Annotated in this window: 14 protein-coding genes; 6 read left to right on the plus strand and 8 right to left on the minus strand. The window is 62.7% G+C overall.

Annotated features, from left to right (window positions below; all coding sequences use genetic code 11):
- Positions 1-48: 48 nt before the first annotated feature.
- Positions 49-918, minus strand: a complete 870-nt coding sequence (ehuB, locus tag NKI19_RS17020) for an ectoine/hydroxyectoine ABC transporter substrate-binding protein EhuB (RefSeq protein ID WP_352489715.1) — start codon at positions 916-918, stop codon at positions 49-51.
- A gap of 241 nt (positions 919-1,159) precedes the next feature.
- On the opposite strand from ehuB, the gene NKI19_RS17025 reads away from it, so the two are divergent.
- From NKI19_RS17025 to NKI19_RS17050, 6 genes are all read left to right on the plus strand, one after another.
- Positions 1,160-2,350 carry a M24 family metallopeptidase gene (locus NKI19_RS17025; protein ID WP_352565703.1) on the plus strand — a complete coding sequence of 397 codons (1,191 nt, stop codon included), beginning with the start codon at positions 1,160-1,162 and terminating at the stop codon, positions 2,348-2,350.
- A gap of 73 nt (positions 2,351-2,423) precedes the next feature.
- Positions 2,424-3,572 (plus strand): M24 family metallopeptidase, encoded by a 1,149-nt coding sequence (locus NKI19_RS17030; RefSeq protein ID WP_352565705.1) that lies wholly within the window; start codon positions 2,424-2,426, stop codon positions 3,570-3,572.
- A 10-nt stretch (positions 3,573-3,582) separates the two neighbouring features.
- Positions 3,583-4,839, plus strand: a complete 1,257-nt coding sequence (locus tag NKI19_RS17035; RefSeq protein ID WP_352489712.1) for a sarcosine oxidase subunit beta family protein — start codon at positions 3,583-3,585, stop codon at positions 4,837-4,839.
- 13 nt (positions 4,840-4,852) lie between these two features.
- Positions 4,853-5,149 carry a sarcosine oxidase subunit delta gene (locus tag NKI19_RS17040; protein ID WP_352489711.1) on the plus strand — a complete coding sequence of 99 codons (297 nt, stop codon included), beginning with the start codon at positions 4,853-4,855 and terminating at the stop codon, positions 5,147-5,149.
- Complete coding sequence (locus NKI19_RS17045; protein ID WP_352489710.1) at positions 5,146-8,100, plus strand: sarcosine oxidase subunit alpha family protein; 2,955 nt, start codon at positions 5,146-5,148, stop codon at positions 8,098-8,100. Before NKI19_RS17040 ends, NKI19_RS17045 begins: the two co-directional genes overlap by 4 nt.
- A complete protein-coding gene (locus NKI19_RS17050) occupies positions 8,093-8,596 on the plus strand; it encodes a sarcosine oxidase subunit gamma (protein ID WP_352565707.1) in 504 nt (167 codons plus the stop codon). The genes NKI19_RS17045 and NKI19_RS17050 overlap by 8 nt, the downstream gene beginning before the upstream one ends.
- Before the next feature lie 65 nt (positions 8,597-8,661).
- On the opposite strand, the gene NKI19_RS17055 is transcribed toward NKI19_RS17050, so the two are convergent.
- The 7 genes from NKI19_RS17055 to NKI19_RS17085 all read right to left on the minus strand — a co-directional run bounded on the left by NKI19_RS17055 (position 8,662) and on the right by NKI19_RS17085 (position 15,420).
- Positions 8,662-9,126 carry a cupin domain-containing protein gene (locus tag NKI19_RS17055; protein WP_352489708.1) on the minus strand — a complete coding sequence of 155 codons (465 nt, stop codon included), beginning with the start codon at positions 9,124-9,126 and terminating at the stop codon, positions 8,662-8,664.
- Between the two features lie 204 nt (positions 9,127-9,330).
- Positions 9,331-10,206 (minus strand): aldose 1-epimerase, encoded by an 876-nt coding sequence (locus NKI19_RS17060; protein ID WP_352489707.1) that lies wholly within the window; start codon positions 10,204-10,206, stop codon positions 9,331-9,333.
- Between the two features lie 4 nt (positions 10,207-10,210).
- Positions 10,211-11,011 (minus strand): FadR/GntR family transcriptional regulator, encoded by an 801-nt coding sequence (locus NKI19_RS17065; RefSeq protein WP_352489706.1) that lies wholly within the window; start codon positions 11,009-11,011, stop codon positions 10,211-10,213.
- Positions 11,012-11,013: 2 nt separating this feature from the next.
- Complete coding sequence (locus NKI19_RS17070; RefSeq protein WP_352565709.1) at positions 11,014-11,958, minus strand: ABC transporter permease; 945 nt, start codon at positions 11,956-11,958, stop codon at positions 11,014-11,016.
- 53 nt (positions 11,959-12,011) lie between these two features.
- Positions 12,012-13,532, minus strand: a complete 1,521-nt coding sequence (locus NKI19_RS17075) for a sugar ABC transporter ATP-binding protein (protein WP_352489704.1) — start codon at positions 13,530-13,532, stop codon at positions 12,012-12,014.
- 97 nt (positions 13,533-13,629) lie between these two features.
- Positions 13,630-14,613, minus strand: a complete 984-nt coding sequence (locus NKI19_RS17080; RefSeq protein WP_352470579.1) for a substrate-binding domain-containing protein — start codon at positions 14,611-14,613, stop codon at positions 13,630-13,632.
- Between the two features lie 30 nt (positions 14,614-14,643).
- Positions 14,644-15,420, minus strand: coding sequence for an SDR family oxidoreductase (locus NKI19_RS17085; RefSeq protein WP_352489703.1), 777 nt, complete (start codon positions 15,418-15,420; stop codon positions 14,644-14,646).
- Positions 15,421-15,424 lie beyond the last annotated feature (4 nt).

A 15,424-nucleotide genomic window follows, 5' to 3' on the forward strand; every position in this document is an offset into this window, starting at 1 on the left:
CCCCCGGGAAAAAAGGGCGGCGATTTCGCGCCGCCAGCAGTTGGGAACCTATTTGCCAGCGCAGAGCTCCGCGGTGGTCTTGTTGGGGAGATAATCCTTGCCGAAGCCGAGTGGCTCGACCAGCGCGATGTGCTCTGGCGAACCGATGAACTTCTTCAGCTCGGCGTTGAACGCCTCCAGCAGGTCCGTGTCTTCCTTGCGGAAGCCGAAGCCACCATGGCCTTTCACCGATTTGCCGCCGACCTCGCCGAAGGGCTTGGTCGATTCGACGCCGTCGGCTTTCTTGGCCATGTCGGCGATCGAAAGAGCGGTCAGCGCGGCAGCATCGGCGCGGCCCGACTGGACGGCGGCGACCAGGCTTGACTGGTCGGGCAAGGAGACGATCTGCCCACCGGCAACGCCCGCATCCTTGGCGAAGCCGCCTTCGACGGCGCCGGCCATCACGGCAAGCTTGAGATCCGGATTGTCCTTGATGCTGGAAAAATCCTTGATGCCTTTCGGATTGCCTTTAGCCACCAGCATAGCCTCGCCGATGCCGTAGGACGGCTCGGAGTAGTTGATCTCGGCGCAGCGCTTCGGAGTGATGAACATGCCGGCGGCGATGATGTCGAAGCGGCCGGCCTTGAGACCCGGGATGAGCGAGCCGAATTCGGTCAGAACACCGTCGACCTGCGGTATGCCCATCTTGGCGAGCACCGCCTTGGCGACTTCCGGCGCCTCGCCGGTCAGCTTGCCGTCTGGCGTGGCGTAACCGAACGGCGCCTCGTTGGCGAAACCGACGCGGATGTAGCCGTCCTTCTTGGCCCGTTCGAGAGTGGTTTCCGCGTGAGCGGACAGCGAGGTCAATGACGTCGCGGCCAGCGCGATGCAGGCAGCCGCTTTCACGACCATGCGGCGCGATATCGATGATTTGAACATGCTTTTCTCCCATTGGACAACTGTGGATGGTTCCCAGGGCGCGGCCTTCTTCGAGGTCGACGCCTGCTTGATAAGACGTATACAACTGCCCTAGACATTTCGCAAGCAGAGATATAGAAACCATGAAAATTCGGCGATAATTCGTAGCTAGCCAACAAATTGACGTCGAGTTGTGCACAATTTGGCCTGTTTGCCCATGTTGATCAAAGGGCATGCGGCGTAGCTGGAAGGCAGGATTTCGGTGGCGACTGCGAACGGGTTCGGGACGTTCACGCAAGCGGAGTATGGGCAGCGCCTCGCCGGCGTGAAGACACGCATGCAAAAAGCCGGCTTCGATCTCATCGTCTGTCAGGATCCAGCCAACATGTGCTGGCTGACCGGCTATGACGGATGGTCGTTCTACGTTCCGCAGTGCGTCCTCGTCCATCTGGAGGAGGATCGGCCGATCTGGTTCGGCAGGGCGCAGGACGCCAAGAGTGCACGCCTAACCATCGGCCTGCCCGAGACAAACATCGTGCCGTTCTCGGAACGGCTGGTGCAGCAGCCGGTCGAACACCCCTATGACGAACTCGCCCAACTGATCCGGTCGCGCGGCTGGGGAAAGGCCCGCATCGGCGTCGAGATGGACGCGCATTATTACACTGCGCGCTGCCACGCCCACCTTGTCGAGGGGCTGCCCGACGCGCACTTCGCCAACAACCACGATCTCGTCAACTGGGCGCGGCTGGTCAAATCCGAAGCCGAGCTGGTGCTGATCCGCGAGGCGGGTGCGATCTGCACGCATGCCATGAACCGCGCCATCGAGAAAATGCGGCCCGGTGTGCCTCAGAACCATGTCATTGCGGAAATCTATCACGCACAGATCATGGGCGTGCCTGGAGCGGGCGGCGACTATGCCGCGATCTGTCCGCTGATGCCCGTTGGCGAGGGCACCAGCACGCCGCATCTGACGTGGTCCGACGCGCCGCTGCCGGACAGCGGCCTCGCCATTCTGGAGATCGCCGGCGTGCGGCGCCGCTATCATGCGGCGCTGACCCGGACGGTACATTTCGGCAAGCCGCGGCAAGCCATCCTCGACATGGCCAAGGCGATCGTCGAGGGCGTCGACGCTGGCCTCGAGAAAGCGCGCCCCGGCAACACCGCCGAAGAGGTGGAAGCCGCCTGGCAGGCAGTCCTGCGACGGAACGGGCTGAAGAAGGACAGCCGCGTCGGCTATCCGGTCGGGCTCGCATACCCGCCCGATTGGGGCGAGCGCACCGCAAGCCTTCGTCCCGGCGATACCACCGAGATGCAGCCTGGGATGTGCTTCCATTTCATGGCCGGCGTCTGGCTCGACGATTTCGGCATCGCCATCTCGGAATCGTTCGTCGTCACGGAACGCGGCGGCGAACGCCTCTGCGATGTGGCGCGCGAAGTCATCGTCATCGACTGACATGGCCGCCGGGAAACCGGCTGCCGAAAAGACCAGCCCGCCACCAAGCCGGCAACAAGCGCGAGGACGCCCGATGGACCGCAATCCGTTTTCCGAAGCCGAAATCGCCGGCCGCCTGACAAAGGTCCGTACTGCACTGGTTGAGCGCGAGCTCGACGCAGCGGTGTTTGCCTCGCCGGAGAACGTCTTCTATCTCACCGGGCTTGATCACTGGGGGTATTTTGCCCCTCACCTGCTGATCGTGCCGCTCCGGGGAAAACCTGTTCTGGTCACCCGCTCGATGGAGAAGGTGACAATCGAGAAGCAGGTGAAGGCAGCGGAATTCCGTGGCCACTCCGACAGCGAAACCGCGGCCGACCTTGCCGCACGCGTGCTTGCAGAGCTTGGCCTGTCCGGCAAGCGGATCGGCCTCGAATACTGGACAGCCGGCCTCAGCCATGGACTTGCCGTGGCACTCCAGATGCAAGCCGATGCAAAGTGGAGCGATGTCTCCGGTCTGATCGACAAGATGCGGCGGGTGAAGAGCGCCGAAGAACAGGCGCTGATGCGGCGTGCCGCAAAGGTGACGGACGCCACCGCCGGTGCCGCGATCGCCGCGATCTCGGATGGCGCTTCCGAACAGGAGGTCGCCGCCCAATGTGTTGCGGCAATGATCCGCGCCGGCGGTCATGCACCGGGCTTCGGACCGTTCATCCGCCCGGCCGCGCGCCTGGGTGAAGAGCACACGACCTGGGGCGACGGGATTTACCGCAAGGGCGAGCCGGTCTTTGTCGAACTGTCCGGGTGCATCTCGCGCTACCACGCGCCGCTCGGCCGGCTTGTTCGCATCGGCCACATCAGCGACGAAGACGCCAAAATGGCGGAGGTGACCGCCAAGGCGTTCAACGCGGTCATCGAGGCGCTGCGGCCGGGCGCCAAGGCGCGCGATGTCTACGCCGCCTGGCAGGCCGTCGCCGACGAGGCCGGCCTTTCCCACTATCGCCGCCATCACTGCGGTTACCTCGTCGGCGCCGGCCAGCCGCCGTCATGGACCGGCGGCAATTCGGTGACCGGCTTGAGGCACGATTCCGACCTCGAGATCGAGACCGGGATGAGCTTCCACATCCTGTCGTGGCTGATGGGAACGGGCCGCGGCGACGACTTCGTCTCGAACACGGTGCTGTTGACCGATGCGGGTGCCGAAGTGCTCACCCGTACGCCGGCCGGCCCGATCGTTCGATAGGCCCGCACGCATGGCGCGCTATTCCGCATTTTCGATTTTACGCAACGCGCTGTCCGGCCAGAAGAACTGGCAGCGCGCCTGGCGTGCGGCGGAACCAAAACCGTCCTATGACGTGATCGTCATCGGCGGCGGCGGACACGGCCTCGCCACCGCCTTCTACCTCGCCGAGAACCACGGCATCCGCAACGTCGCGGTGCTCGAAAAGGGTTATGTCGGCGGCGGCAATGTCGGCCGCAACACCACCGTCATCCGCTCCAACTACCTGCTCGACGGCAACACCCAGTTCTACGAATTCTCGATGAAGCTCTGGGAGGGCATGTCGCGGGCGCTGAACTTCAACGTCATGTTTTCCCAGCGCGGCCAGCTCGTCACAGCGCATTCGGCCGATCAGCTCGACAGCTTCAGCCACCGGGCCAATGTCATGCGGATGAACCGCATCGATGCCGATATTCTCGACCGGGAAGAAGTGCGCAGGCTGGTGCCCTATCTCGATTTTTCCGACACCGCCCGCTTTCCTATCCATGGCGCCATCTTTCAGGGCCGCGCGGGCACGGCGCGTCACGACGCCGTGGCGTGGGGGTATGCGCGCGCCGCCGACGGCCATGGCGTCGACATCATCCAGAACTGCGAGGTGACAGGCTTCGTCCGCGACGGCGACAGCATCGTCGGCGTCGAAACGACGAAAGGCCGGATCGGCGCCGGCAAGGTCGGCCTCGCTGTTGCCGGTCATACGTCCGTGCTCGGCGCCAGGGCCGGGCTTGAACTGCCGATCGAAAGCCATGTCCTGCAAGCTTTCGTAACCGAGCCGCTGAAGCCGCTGGTAGATCACGTCGTCGCCTATGGCGCCGACCATTTCTACGTCAGCCAGTCCGACAAGGGCGGACTGGTCTTCGGCGGCAATCTCGACGGCTACAATTCATACGCCCAGCGCGGCAATCTCGGCGTCGTGCGCGAAGTGGCGGAGGCGGCCATTGCGCTGATGCCGTGCATTTCGCGCGTCCGCCTGCTGCGCCACTGGGGCGGCGTCATGGACATGACCCCCGATGCCAGCCCGATCATCTGCCCGACGCCGATCGACGGCCTCTATCTCAATGGCGGCTGGTGCTATGGCGGCTTCAAGGCGACGCCGGCTTCCGGCTGGTGCTTTGCCCACACGATTGCTACCGGCAAGCCGCATCCCTTGATCGCGGCCTACGGGCTCGATCGTTTCCGCACCGGCCACACGCTCGATGAGGCCGGCGTCGGCCCTTCGGCCTGGCTGCAATAGGAGGCGGAACAAAATGCTGCTTATCGAATGCCCCTGCTGCGGCCCGCGTGACCATGACGAGTTCCGCTATGGCGGCGATGCCTCGGTCACGCGTCCGGCCCATGACGATCCCGATCCGGAGGCCTGGTACCGCTACGTCTATATCAGGACAAACCCGGCCGGCCCGCACCGTGAATACTGGCAGCACGTGACCGGTTGCCGGCAATGGCTGGTGGTCGAACGCGACACCCGCAACCATGCCATCACAGCCGGCGACTTCGCCAGAAAATTGCGGGCCAGGAAATCAACTCTCAGGAAATCACCGGCATGAGTGCGAACCGCAAACGCCTGCCGGTGGGCGGCCGTATCAGTCGCGAGGTGCCGGTCGAGTTTACCTTCGACGGCCGCAAGCTGGCTGGATTTCGCGGCGACACACTTGCCGCCGCGCTGCTCGCCAATGGCGTCACGCTGGTCGGTCGCAGCTTCAAATATCATCGCCCGCGCGGCATTTTTTCCGCCGGGCCCGAAGAGCCGAATGCGCTGGTTACGCTCGGGAGCGCCGGCAGGCGCGAGCCGAACCTGCCGGCGACGACGCTGGAACTCGCCGACGGCATGGCCGTGGAGAGCCAGAACCGCTGGCCATCGCTTGCCTTCGACGTGCAAAGCGTCAACGGGCTGTTGGCACCGTTTCTGTCCGCCGGCTTCTACTACAAGACCTTCATGGGCCCGACGCGCCGCGCCTGGATGTTCTACGAGCACTTTATCCGCAAGGCGGCCGGCCTGGGCAGGGCCGGCACCGGCCCGGATCCCGACCACTACGAGGTCCGTCATGCCTTCGCCGATGTCGCCATCGTCGGCGGCGGCCCGGCGGGATTGTCGGCGGCGCGGGCAGCCGCCGCGGCCGGCGCGCGGGTCGCGCTGATCGAGCAGGATTTCCTGCTTGGCGGCCAGCTTCTGGCGGAACCGTCCGACAACGCAGCGGCCGCATGGCTGAGGCAGGCCGAGGCCGAGTTGGAGGGCTTCGAAACCGTCGCGCTGATGAAGCGGACGACCGCTTTCGGCAGCTATGACGGCAATGTCCTTGGACTGGTCGAACAGCGCGATCCAACCGATCCGCAGCCGAATGGCCAGACACGGCAAACGGTCACCATGCTGCGCGCGCGCTCGATCGTTTTTGCCACCGGCGCCATCGAGCGGCCGATGGTGTTCTCGAACAATGACCGGCCCGGCGTCATGTTTGCCGCGGCCGCCCGGACCTATCTCAACCGTTTCGCCGTCCTGCCGGGCAAGAAAATCATTGTCGCCACCACCAATGACGGTGCCTGGCGCACCGCCTTCGACTATGCCGCAGCCGGCGCGGAGGTGACGGTTGCCGATCTGCGCGCAGTCCCGCCCGCAGCACTTGCGGCAGAAGCCGCACGGCTCGGCGTGGTGGTGCGGGCCGCAGCACGCATCGTCGACGTGCACGGCGGCCATGCCGTCAGGCACGTCACGCTCAACGGGCCGGAGGGCCAGTCCTCGGCCGCCTGCGACCTGGTCTGCATCTCCGGCGGCTGGTCGCCAACCGTGCATCTCACCTCGCACCTTGGTGTCAAACCTGTCTATCGCGACGACATCGGCGGCTTCGTGCCGGGCGCGTTTCCGGCCGGCGGGTTCGGCGCCGGCGCGATGATGGGGGCCTTTGCAACTGCCGAAGCCATCGAGGACGGTCATCGCGCCGGCATCGACGCGGCAGTCTCCTGCGGCAAGTCGGCGCCGGTGCCCGATCCGTCCAGACTCGATCTCGGCGAGACCGCCACAATTTCATTTCGCGAAATCCCGTCGGTCGGACTCGGAAAAGCCTTTGTCGATTTCCAGATGGATGTGACGACAAAAGACATCGAGCTCGCCCATCGCGAGGGCTATGAATCGGTCGAGCACCTGAAACGCTACACCACGCTCGGCATGGGCACCGATCAGGGCAAGACCAGCAATTTTCCCGCACTTGCCGCCATGGCAGCGCTGCGCAACGCAACGATCCCCGAGACCGGCACCACGACCTTCCGCCCGCCCTATACGCCGGTTGCCATCGGGGCGCTTGCCGGGCGCGCCATCGGCCATCATTTCAAGCCGATCCGCCGCACGCCGATGCACGACTGGCACATGGCGAACGGCGCCGAGATGCTCGAGGTCGGGCTCTGGATGCGCCCCTATTTCTACCAGCAGTCGGGGCGCGACGTGAACGACGCCTATGTCGCCGAAATGCGTACCGTACGTCAGGCGGCGGGCCTTATGGACATTTCCACCCTTGGCAAGATTGATGTCCAGGGCCCGGATGCGGCAATCTTCCTCGACCGCGTCTACGCCAACGGCTTTGCCAAACTGGCGGTAGGCCGCGCCCGCTACGGCGTCATGCTGCGTGACGACGGCATCGTCTTCGACGACGGCACCACGACGCGGCTGGCGGAAAACCGGTTCTTCATGACCACTTCGACGGCCAAGGCCGCCGACGTGCTGTCGCGTCTCGAATTCCTGCTCGACACGGCCTGGCCGGATTTGCGTGTGGCAGTGACCTCGGTAAGTGACGAATGGGCAGCGATGTCGGTCGCTGGGCCGAAGAGCCGCGCAATCCTCGGTGCTGCTTTTCCTGCTCTTGACGTTTCCGATGAGGCGCTTCCGCATATGGGGCTACTCGAAAGCGAGTGGGAGGGCCGTGGGCTCCGCATCCTGCGTCTCAGTTATTCCGGCGAGCGTGCTTACGAAGTCTATGTCGGCGCCACTGCGGGTGAACAGCTCTGGAGCCGCTTGCTCGAAGCCGGCAGACCCTTCGACCTGAAGCCTTACGGCGTTGAGGCGCTTGGCGCGCTACGCGTCGAAAAGGGCCATGTCGCCGGACCGGAGATCGATGGGCGCACGACGCTCGACGATCTCGGCCTCGGCCGCATGGTCGGCAAGCGCAGCGGCTTCGTCGGCGACGTCCTGCGACGGCGCCCTGCCCTCCGGGCGCCCAACCGGCAGCGTCTGGTCGGACTGGAATGCATCGAGGACGGAAAACGCCTGCGCGGCGGCGCCATCCTGTTCCTGCCGGATGAGAAACCCTATGGCCATGGGCGCGGTCGCATCACCTCCGTCACTTTCAGTCCCGAACGCGGCCATTATGTCGGGCTGGCCCTGCTTGCCGGTGATGTCGCGGCAGAAGGAAGCGAGGTCGTGGCGGTCTATCCGATGAAGGCCGAAACGGTTCTCGCCCGCATTGTCTCGCCGGTATTCGTCGATCCACAGGGAGAACGGCTGCATGGCTAGCTTGACCTCTTCGCGGGATTTCAGCCTGTCCGTGGCCGATTGTCCGCTTATCCAGGTCGAGGGCTGGGACGCGACACTGAGACAATTCGAAAAGAGCGTCTCGGCGTCGCTCGGCAAGAAACTTCCTGCTTCGGTCGGAGAGACGGTTCGCCACAAGGGGCTTCTAATTATCCGCGTTGCACCTCGCCGCCTTTGGCTGGCTCTCGACGAAGGCACAGAAGTGCCAGCCCTTGTCGTCGACCCCGATCTCGGCTGTTCCGTTCCCCTTGGGGAAGGTCGTGCTCGTTTGAAAATGGCCCGCCCTGACATCGCAAGGCTTCTGTCCGGCTGCATTGCCGTCGACTGGCACGCGCCGACCGCCGCTCCGGGCCGCGCCGTACTGACATCCTTCCATCACGTGCCCGTGCTCTTCCTGCGCACCGGCGAGACCGCATGCGAGCTCATCGTGCCGCGAAGCTTTGCCCGCAGCCTCTCGGATTGGATTGCCGGCGGCTAGCCAATACCGGTTCCTCGGGCAAGGGCCGGCTTTAGCGGCGATCCAAGCCGCCGTCACGAAGCCTCCTACTCTCTTGCCGGCCAGTCTTGCAGAAGCGTAATCCCATGCTTCGGCGCGGCTGCTTTGAGCCGCTCGATATCGGCAGGCGTCGGCGGCCCGACCACCTCTCCCTTGCCGAGTTCATGGCCACCTTCGGCGAGAAACCGCTCGAACACACTTGGCGTGTCTATCAGGATATAGCGAACGAGCTGATTGCCGGGATTCATAAGCTGGTGCGGGATGCCCCGCTTCAAAAACATGCTCTCGCCGGGCGAGAGCGTTCGGACCACGCCGTCCACAATTGCGGTCAACTGCCCTTCGATGACGTAGACCGTCTCGTCGTCATTCGCATGAACATGGATTGGTGTTTTCGTGTGCCCGTCGCTTCTGTTTTCGAAGAGACTCAACAAGCCTCCCGTCTGTTCGCCGGAGACCAGTCGCTTCATGACGATGCCTGCGAGCACGAATTCTTTTGGTTCAACATCCGTCATTGATCCAATCCTGCCAGGCACATTTTTGGGGGCCGTCAAGCAGACGAACTGCGCCGCGACATCCGGCAAACGTCGAACGGGCTCACGGGTTCCCGGTCGCCGGAGTTCCCTCTTCCCAAGCTCCGTTTGGACGAAAAGCCGGCTTCGTTCTCACCGGACATGCTGGCCGACATCCGCCAATTCGAGGGCGCCGCAGAGATCCGCCTAACTGACGGCGAAGCTGCAACGGGCTGCCAGGGCCTCGCCGGGCCCAAGCACCGACAGTCCATTCCATTTGTCGATCGAACCACGATTGTGAGCATCGACAGCATGACTGACCGGTTCAAAACAGAAGAAGTCGCTCTCGTCCGATGGCGAATAGACCAGGTAGAAATTCAAGGGCGATGAAGCTTCAATCCGCAGGCTGCAACTATGCTCCGGCCACGATATGGTGGCGACGCCGTTCCAACCAGCAAACAGATTGTTTATCCATCCACTCGGCAATACGGCCGGGGCGCCGAAATCCCAATGGGGACGGGTTTTGATATCCACAAACCGTTCGGGGAGATGGTTGGGCAGTTCGAGACAAACCTGCGAGGCCGGCGCATGAAGCGCGGTTCGTGCCGTTCTCGGGAACCATGGATGGATGCCAAGCCCGAACGGCAACCTGATCGACGCCCGATTGACGATGCGAAGCGTCAGCTCGAGCCCCTGTCCGGTCAGAGTGTAGCGCACCTCGGCGCGATATCGGTATGGGCCGGGTCCATTGCTGATGAGGGACAGCTTTGCGTTGTCCTGCGCTACGCTGTCGACGTCCCACTCGCTCGAAAATCCATTGCCGTGAATGGGAAATGGCTCGCCTGCAACATTGGCAGGCAGTTCGTGGAATTTGGAGTCGAATGTGAACCCGGCGCCCGAGATGCGATTTGACCACGGCAAAAGCAGGTTGCAGGCAAGGTCGAACGGGTTGCTGCTCCCGCCATCCGGCCACGGCCGGAAGAGCGGCACGCGCCCACAGTCCAGTCTCGCAAGACCTGCCCCAAGCGACGGGACGATTTCAGCGGACAGGTCTCCGCTTCTGATCTTGATCGTCGGGGCCATCAGTTCAGACGGTGTCGGCCTTGGCAGCGGCGATCGGCTGTTGATGGCGGCCTTTGCGAGCCACTGCAAGAAGGTCGTTCGACGCGATGCCGATGAGCGCCTTCATCTGATCGTGAGCGTCGTCGGCCCTGCGCATCCTGATTGCCTCCAGCACGTCGCCATGCGCGCTCAGCGTCTGCTGGTAATTAGCGGTGGCCGATGTGGTCAGGCGGAAGGAGAAGCTGAGGGCGGCCGCAAGCATATTGCCGAGATTGGCGAATACCGGGTTGCGGCTGGCACGAAGGATGGCGGTATGAAACCTGACGTCGGCATCGAGACACGCAGCGAGATCGTCCTGCGGAGCAATGCGCATGGCTTCATACGCCGCTTCGATGACTGCGAGATCGCCTGACGTCGCCATCTTGGCCGCAAGTTGGGCGGCAGCGGGTTCAATGACCAGCCGCGCCTCGATCAATCCACGGACGAAATCGAGGTCAGGCTCGATATCGCGCATCCATTCCAGAACCTGTGCATCCAGCCTGTTCCATTCGCTCGATACGCGCACACGCGTCCCGGCCCGCTTGCGTGCCTCGATCAACCCTTTCGCCGAAAGCGTCAGAAGAGCATCGCGAAGCGCGGTGCGGCTCGCCCCGTAGATAACGCAGAGTTCGGCTTCCGTCGGCAGGATGGAGTGCTGGGCGTAGGAGCCGGCGAGGATGCGCTGTCCGAGATCGCGTGCGATGCGATCCTTGAGCGATGACGTGGTGCCATCTGCGGCAGGAATGTCCTGCTTGCCTTGGCCAGTCGAAGCGATCGCCGCGTCCATCGTCATGTCCTGTTCAAGTGGTACTCGGCAATTACCACAGCAAGTATCAGCAGCGAGCCCTTGGCAAGCAACTGATAGAAGGTTGGCACGGAGGTCAGTATCATTCCGTTGTTGAGGACGCCAATGATGGCGACGCCCAGCAGTGCGCCGACGATCGTGCCCTTGCCGCCCTGCAAGGCGCAGCCACCCAGAACGGCCGCTGTGATGGCCTCGAGTTCCAGGCCTTGGGATCCGGATACGGGCTGCCCGGAGCCGGTACGGGCAGCCAACAGAATCCCGGCCAATCCGGCCGCCACTCCACTCATGATGTAGATGCCGACGCGGTAGCGGTTGATGTTGATGCCGGAGAAGCGTGCGACAACGGGATTGCCGCCCAGGGCATAGATGTTGCGGCCAACGATCGAGCGGGCAAGAAAGAGATGGAACACGATGGCGGTCAGCAAAAGAATCCAGATCAGCAGAGGCAGGCCGAAGATTCGTCCGATCCCGATGAAGCGGAAAGTCTCGCTGAAAATCGCGATCGATTGCCCATCGGACATGATGAAAGCGATGCCGCGGAAGATCGCCATCGTACCGAGAGTCGCGATGACAGCGTTGACCCGCCCATAGGTGATGATGATGCCGTTCACGAGGCCGGCAAGACCGCCCAGGACCAGGCCGGCAAGAATGCCCGCGGTGGGTGATCCGGTGGCCTGGATGGCCATTGCCGTCGATACCGTGGTCAGACCGACAATTGCGCCGACAGCAATATCAAGCCCGCCGGCGACGATGACCACGGTCTGGCTCATCGCCAGGACGCCCAGGATGGTGATGCCCAGACCGATGTTCAGCAGGTTTCGGCTCGAGAAGAACACGTCGCCTCTCAGGGTGCCGAAAATGAGCACGAGAATGACGAGAGCAACAAGAAGACTTATGTTGTGAATGCCGATGCGCTCTGCGATGCGCAACGAAGCGCGCCTTTTTCCGGTTTGTGTTGTTGCTGTCCTGAGCTCAAGGCTGTTCACTGAATTTGTCCTCCGAGCGATGCTACAGATTGCGGCATGGCGTATTTCAGGATCGTGGTCTCGTCGATGTCAGGGCGGGAAAGTTCGGCCGTGATCCGACCTCCAGCCATGATAAGCACCCTGTCGGCGAGCCCGATCAGTTCCGGCATTTCCGAGGAAATCAGGATTATGCCGATGCCGCTGGCGGCGAGTTCATCGATCAGGCGATAGATTTCCGCCTTGGCGCCGATGTCGATGCCGCGGGTCGGCTCGTCGAGGATGAGAAGCATCGGCTGCCGCGCAAGCCAGCGCGCGAGAACGACCTTCTGTTGATTGCCACCCGACAGTTTGGAAACCTGTTCGTCGAGGTCGGGCGCCTTGATCGACATCTTTGCTGCCAGTGGTGAGACGATCTCCAGTGCCTTGCGCCGGTTGAAGAAGCCGAAGGTCGACGTTCTGTCGGGCACGCAAAGCGAGGCGTTATCAAGAATGCTTCGGAACAACAGCAGCGCCTCGTGCTTGCGGTCTTCCGGGGCAAAGCCGATGCCCGCCACGATCGCTGCATGCGGACTGTTAGGGCCAACGGGCACCCCATTCATCGTTATGCTTCCGTCGAGACGCCTGTCATAGCCGACAATCGCCTTTGCCAACTCGGATCGACCCGCACCCATAAGGCCGGCAATGCCGAGGACCTCGCCATGGCGGACCTTGAGGCTCACATCGGTGACGTGGTCAGTGGTCAGGCCCGTCACCTCCAGCAACGGTTGCCCCGATTGCCACGTCTCGCGCGTAAACAGATCGGCAATGTCGCGGCCGACCATGAGCTTGGCTATGGTCTGCTCGCTGGCACCGGCCGCGGGGGAATCATCGACCAGCCGGCCGTCCCGCAAAACGACAATGCGATCCGCAAGGTCGATGACCTCGTTCAGCCTGTGAGAGATGTAGACGATCGAAGTGCCCTCTTCGCGCAGCCGGCGAATTACTGAAAACAGACGGCGCGCTTCGTCGTCGGTCAGCGACGAGGTTGGCTCATCAAATGCGATCAGCCGGCCGCCGGCACGTATGGCGCGCATGATTTCGATCATCTGGCGCTGTGCCGGACCGAGTGTGCTGCAGAGTTGACGCGGCCGCATATCCTGCTGCATGGCGAAGGTCGCAAGCACCTTGTCGGTCTGCTCCTCGAGCCTGTGCCAGTCGAGCAGGACGCCTGCCAGCCGCGGCAGTTCGCCGACGAAAATATTCTCGGCCACCGTCAGGTTCGGAACGATCTCCGGCTCCTGATGGATGACGCGTATTCCGGCTCTGTGGCTGTCGCGGGGTTCGCCGAAAACGATCGGCGTGGAGCCGTGCAGCACGGTGCCGGTGTCCGGTGCGAACACGCCTTCGAGAATTCGCATCATTGTCGATTTGCCGGCGCCATTCTCGCCAACCAGGGCGAGCACCTCTCCTGGCCGAAAGGCAATCGAGACATTGTCGAGCGCCTGCACGACGCCGAAGCGCTTCGAAATCCTATCGAGCGAGAAGAAATCCGATTGCATCAAAAGCTCACTCCCGAGGATCGATCCCGTGTGCCTGCCGACGAACTGCCGGCCCAAAGAGCGTCATGCGCCCTGCGGCGCATGACGCATATCTGGTTCAGTGGCAGAGCTTGGCTTTGTAGTCCGACGCAAAATTGTCGGCGGTGATGTATTCCGGGTCGGTGAAGGACTGAACGGGAAGCTTCGTTCCGTCCTTAATGGAGGCCAAGAGAATCTTCACCGCCAGCGCGCCATGATTTTCCGAATTGAGCCACATCGTACCACGGAACGCCGAGGGCTTTCCGGATCCGAAGGCGTCGCAGGCGCGGCTCCCGTCGATGCCGATCCCCATGCCCTGGTCTGCGGAATAGCCGGCATTCTCCAGTGCTCGCGCACCACCCAGCACGCCATCATCGTTGCATGAATAGAATATCCAGTTCGTGACGCTGGGATTGGCCGTCAATGTGGTGGTCATCACATCGATGGCGTTGACCATCGTATTGTCGTAGGGGACGCGAACGATGTTGCCCGGCTTGAAATCGGGCACCGCCTTCAGGAACGCTTCTTCCGCGCCCTTGTTGCGCTGCATGCAGGTATCGGCCTTGCGGTCCTCGATCGAGGCGATGCGCACCTCTTTGCCGGCCCAGCCTTCAGCCTTGTAGAGCTTGGCAAGCTCTTCGCCCACCCGCGCACCGATGTTGTAGGCATTCATGCCGACATAGGGGACCTGGGTGCCATCCTGGTAGTAGATATCGTCGTCCACCGCCACCAGGGGAATTTTTGCGGCCTTTGCTTTCTCCGCGATGACCGGTCCCAGCGCCTTGTCGGGGACAACGATGGCGATGCCTTTCACGCCATCGCCGACCATCGTATCGAAGGTCGTGATCGTCAAATTGGCGTCAAACTGAACGTCCTGCGACACGAATGCAGCCCCGGCCGCCTCAGCCGCTTTCTTGGCGCCGCCGACTTCGGCGACGAACCATGGGTGGTCTCCCATCTTGTTGATGTAACCAATCTTGATGTCGTCTGCGCTTGCTGCGCCACTCATCAGTCCGGCAGCCAGTACCGCAAATGTCGCCAAAGCCTTTGTTGTGGTTTTCATGAAGATCCTCCCTGAGCTCAATGGTGGTTGCTAGTCGTGGTAGAGAACCGAGCGCCCACCATCGATGGTGATCGTCTCGGCATTTATGAACGGCGCTTCGTCGGAAGCGAGGAAAACCGCCGTCATTGCAACCTCGTCCGGCCGGCCAATACGCTTGGGCGGATGGAGGTCGTAGGCTCGCCGCTTCTCCTCGGCGGGGTTCGGGAATGTGTTCCAGTAGGCTTCCGCGATCGGCGTCTCGATATAGCCGGGTGCGATCGCGTTCACCCGGATACCGCGTGCGGCATATTCGATGGCAAGCGAACGGGTCAGGCCCAAAAGTGCATGCTTGGCGACCGGATACGGGAACGTATGGGGAATGATCTGGAACGCGTGACAGCTCGCTATGTTGACGATGGACCCCGAGCCCCTCGCCAGCATCGTCGGCAAAACCGCCTTGGCGCAGAACCACGCGGCCTGGAGATCGAGCTTGAGGCAGCGCTCCCATTCATCATCCGGCATCGCCAGTGGTTCGTAGAAGACGTTGGCACCGGCATTGTTGACCAGAATGTCGACGCCACCATAGGCCGCGATCGTCCGGGAGACCATGTTCGCGACTGCGGATGCGCCGGTGACGTCCGTCTCGATGAACAGGGCGTCCGCGCCCTGGGCACGCAATTCGTCGGCGATCGCTTTTCCGCTTGCCGCATTCAGTTCGGCAATGACGGTCTTTGCCCCCTGCATCGCAAAGGCGCGGGCGATGGCGGCACCGATGCCTTGGCCGGCGCCCGTGATGATTGCGATCTTTCCTTGCAGCCGTCCTGCCATTGCA

The organism is Mesorhizobium sp. M0751 (assembly GCF_040320265.1).
Taxonomy (GTDB): Bacteria; Pseudomonadota; Alphaproteobacteria; order Rhizobiales; family Rhizobiaceae; genus Mesorhizobium.

What these genes read in the sequence shown, in the direction of transcription:
- ehuB (WP_352489715.1), bottom strand. Translation starts at nt 918, where the DNA reads ATGTTCAAATCATCGATATCGCGCCGCATGGTCGTGAAAGCGGCTGCC.
- NKI19_RS17030 (WP_352565705.1), top strand. Translation starts at nt 2,424, where the DNA reads ATGGACCGCAATCCGTTTTCCGAAGCCGAAATCGCCGGCCGCCTGACA.
- NKI19_RS17035 (WP_352489712.1), top strand. Translation starts at nt 3,583, where the DNA reads ATGGCGCGCTATTCCGCATTTTCGATTTTACGCAACGCGCTGTCCGGC.
- NKI19_RS17040 (WP_352489711.1), top strand. Translation starts at nt 4,853, where the DNA reads ATGCTGCTTATCGAATGCCCCTGCTGCGGCCCGCGTGACCATGACGAG.
- NKI19_RS17045 (WP_352489710.1), top strand. Translation starts at nt 5,146, where the DNA reads ATGAGTGCGAACCGCAAACGCCTGCCGGTGGGCGGCCGTATCAGTCGC.
- NKI19_RS17050 (WP_352565707.1), top strand. Translation starts at nt 8,093, where the DNA reads ATGGCTAGCTTGACCTCTTCGCGGGATTTCAGCCTGTCCGTGGCCGAT.
- NKI19_RS17055 (WP_352489708.1), bottom strand. Translation starts at nt 9,126, where the DNA reads ATGACGGATGTTGAACCAAAAGAATTCGTGCTCGCAGGCATCGTCATG.
- NKI19_RS17060 (WP_352489707.1), bottom strand. Translation starts at nt 10,206, where the DNA reads ATGGCCCCGACGATCAAGATCAGAAGCGGAGACCTGTCCGCTGAAATC.
- NKI19_RS17065 (WP_352489706.1), bottom strand. Translation starts at nt 11,011, where the DNA reads ATGGACGCGGCGATCGCTTCGACTGGCCAAGGCAAGCAGGACATTCCT.
- NKI19_RS17075 (WP_352489704.1), bottom strand. Translation starts at nt 13,532, where the DNA reads ATGCAATCGGATTTCTTCTCGCTCGATAGGATTTCGAAGCGCTTCGGC.
- NKI19_RS17080 (WP_352470579.1), bottom strand. Translation starts at nt 14,613, where the DNA reads ATGAAAACCACAACAAAGGCTTTGGCGACATTTGCGGTACTGGCTGCC.
- NKI19_RS17085 (WP_352489703.1), bottom strand. Translation starts at nt 15,420, where the DNA reads ATGGCAGGACGGCTGCAAGGAAAGATCGCAATCATCACGGGCGCCGGC.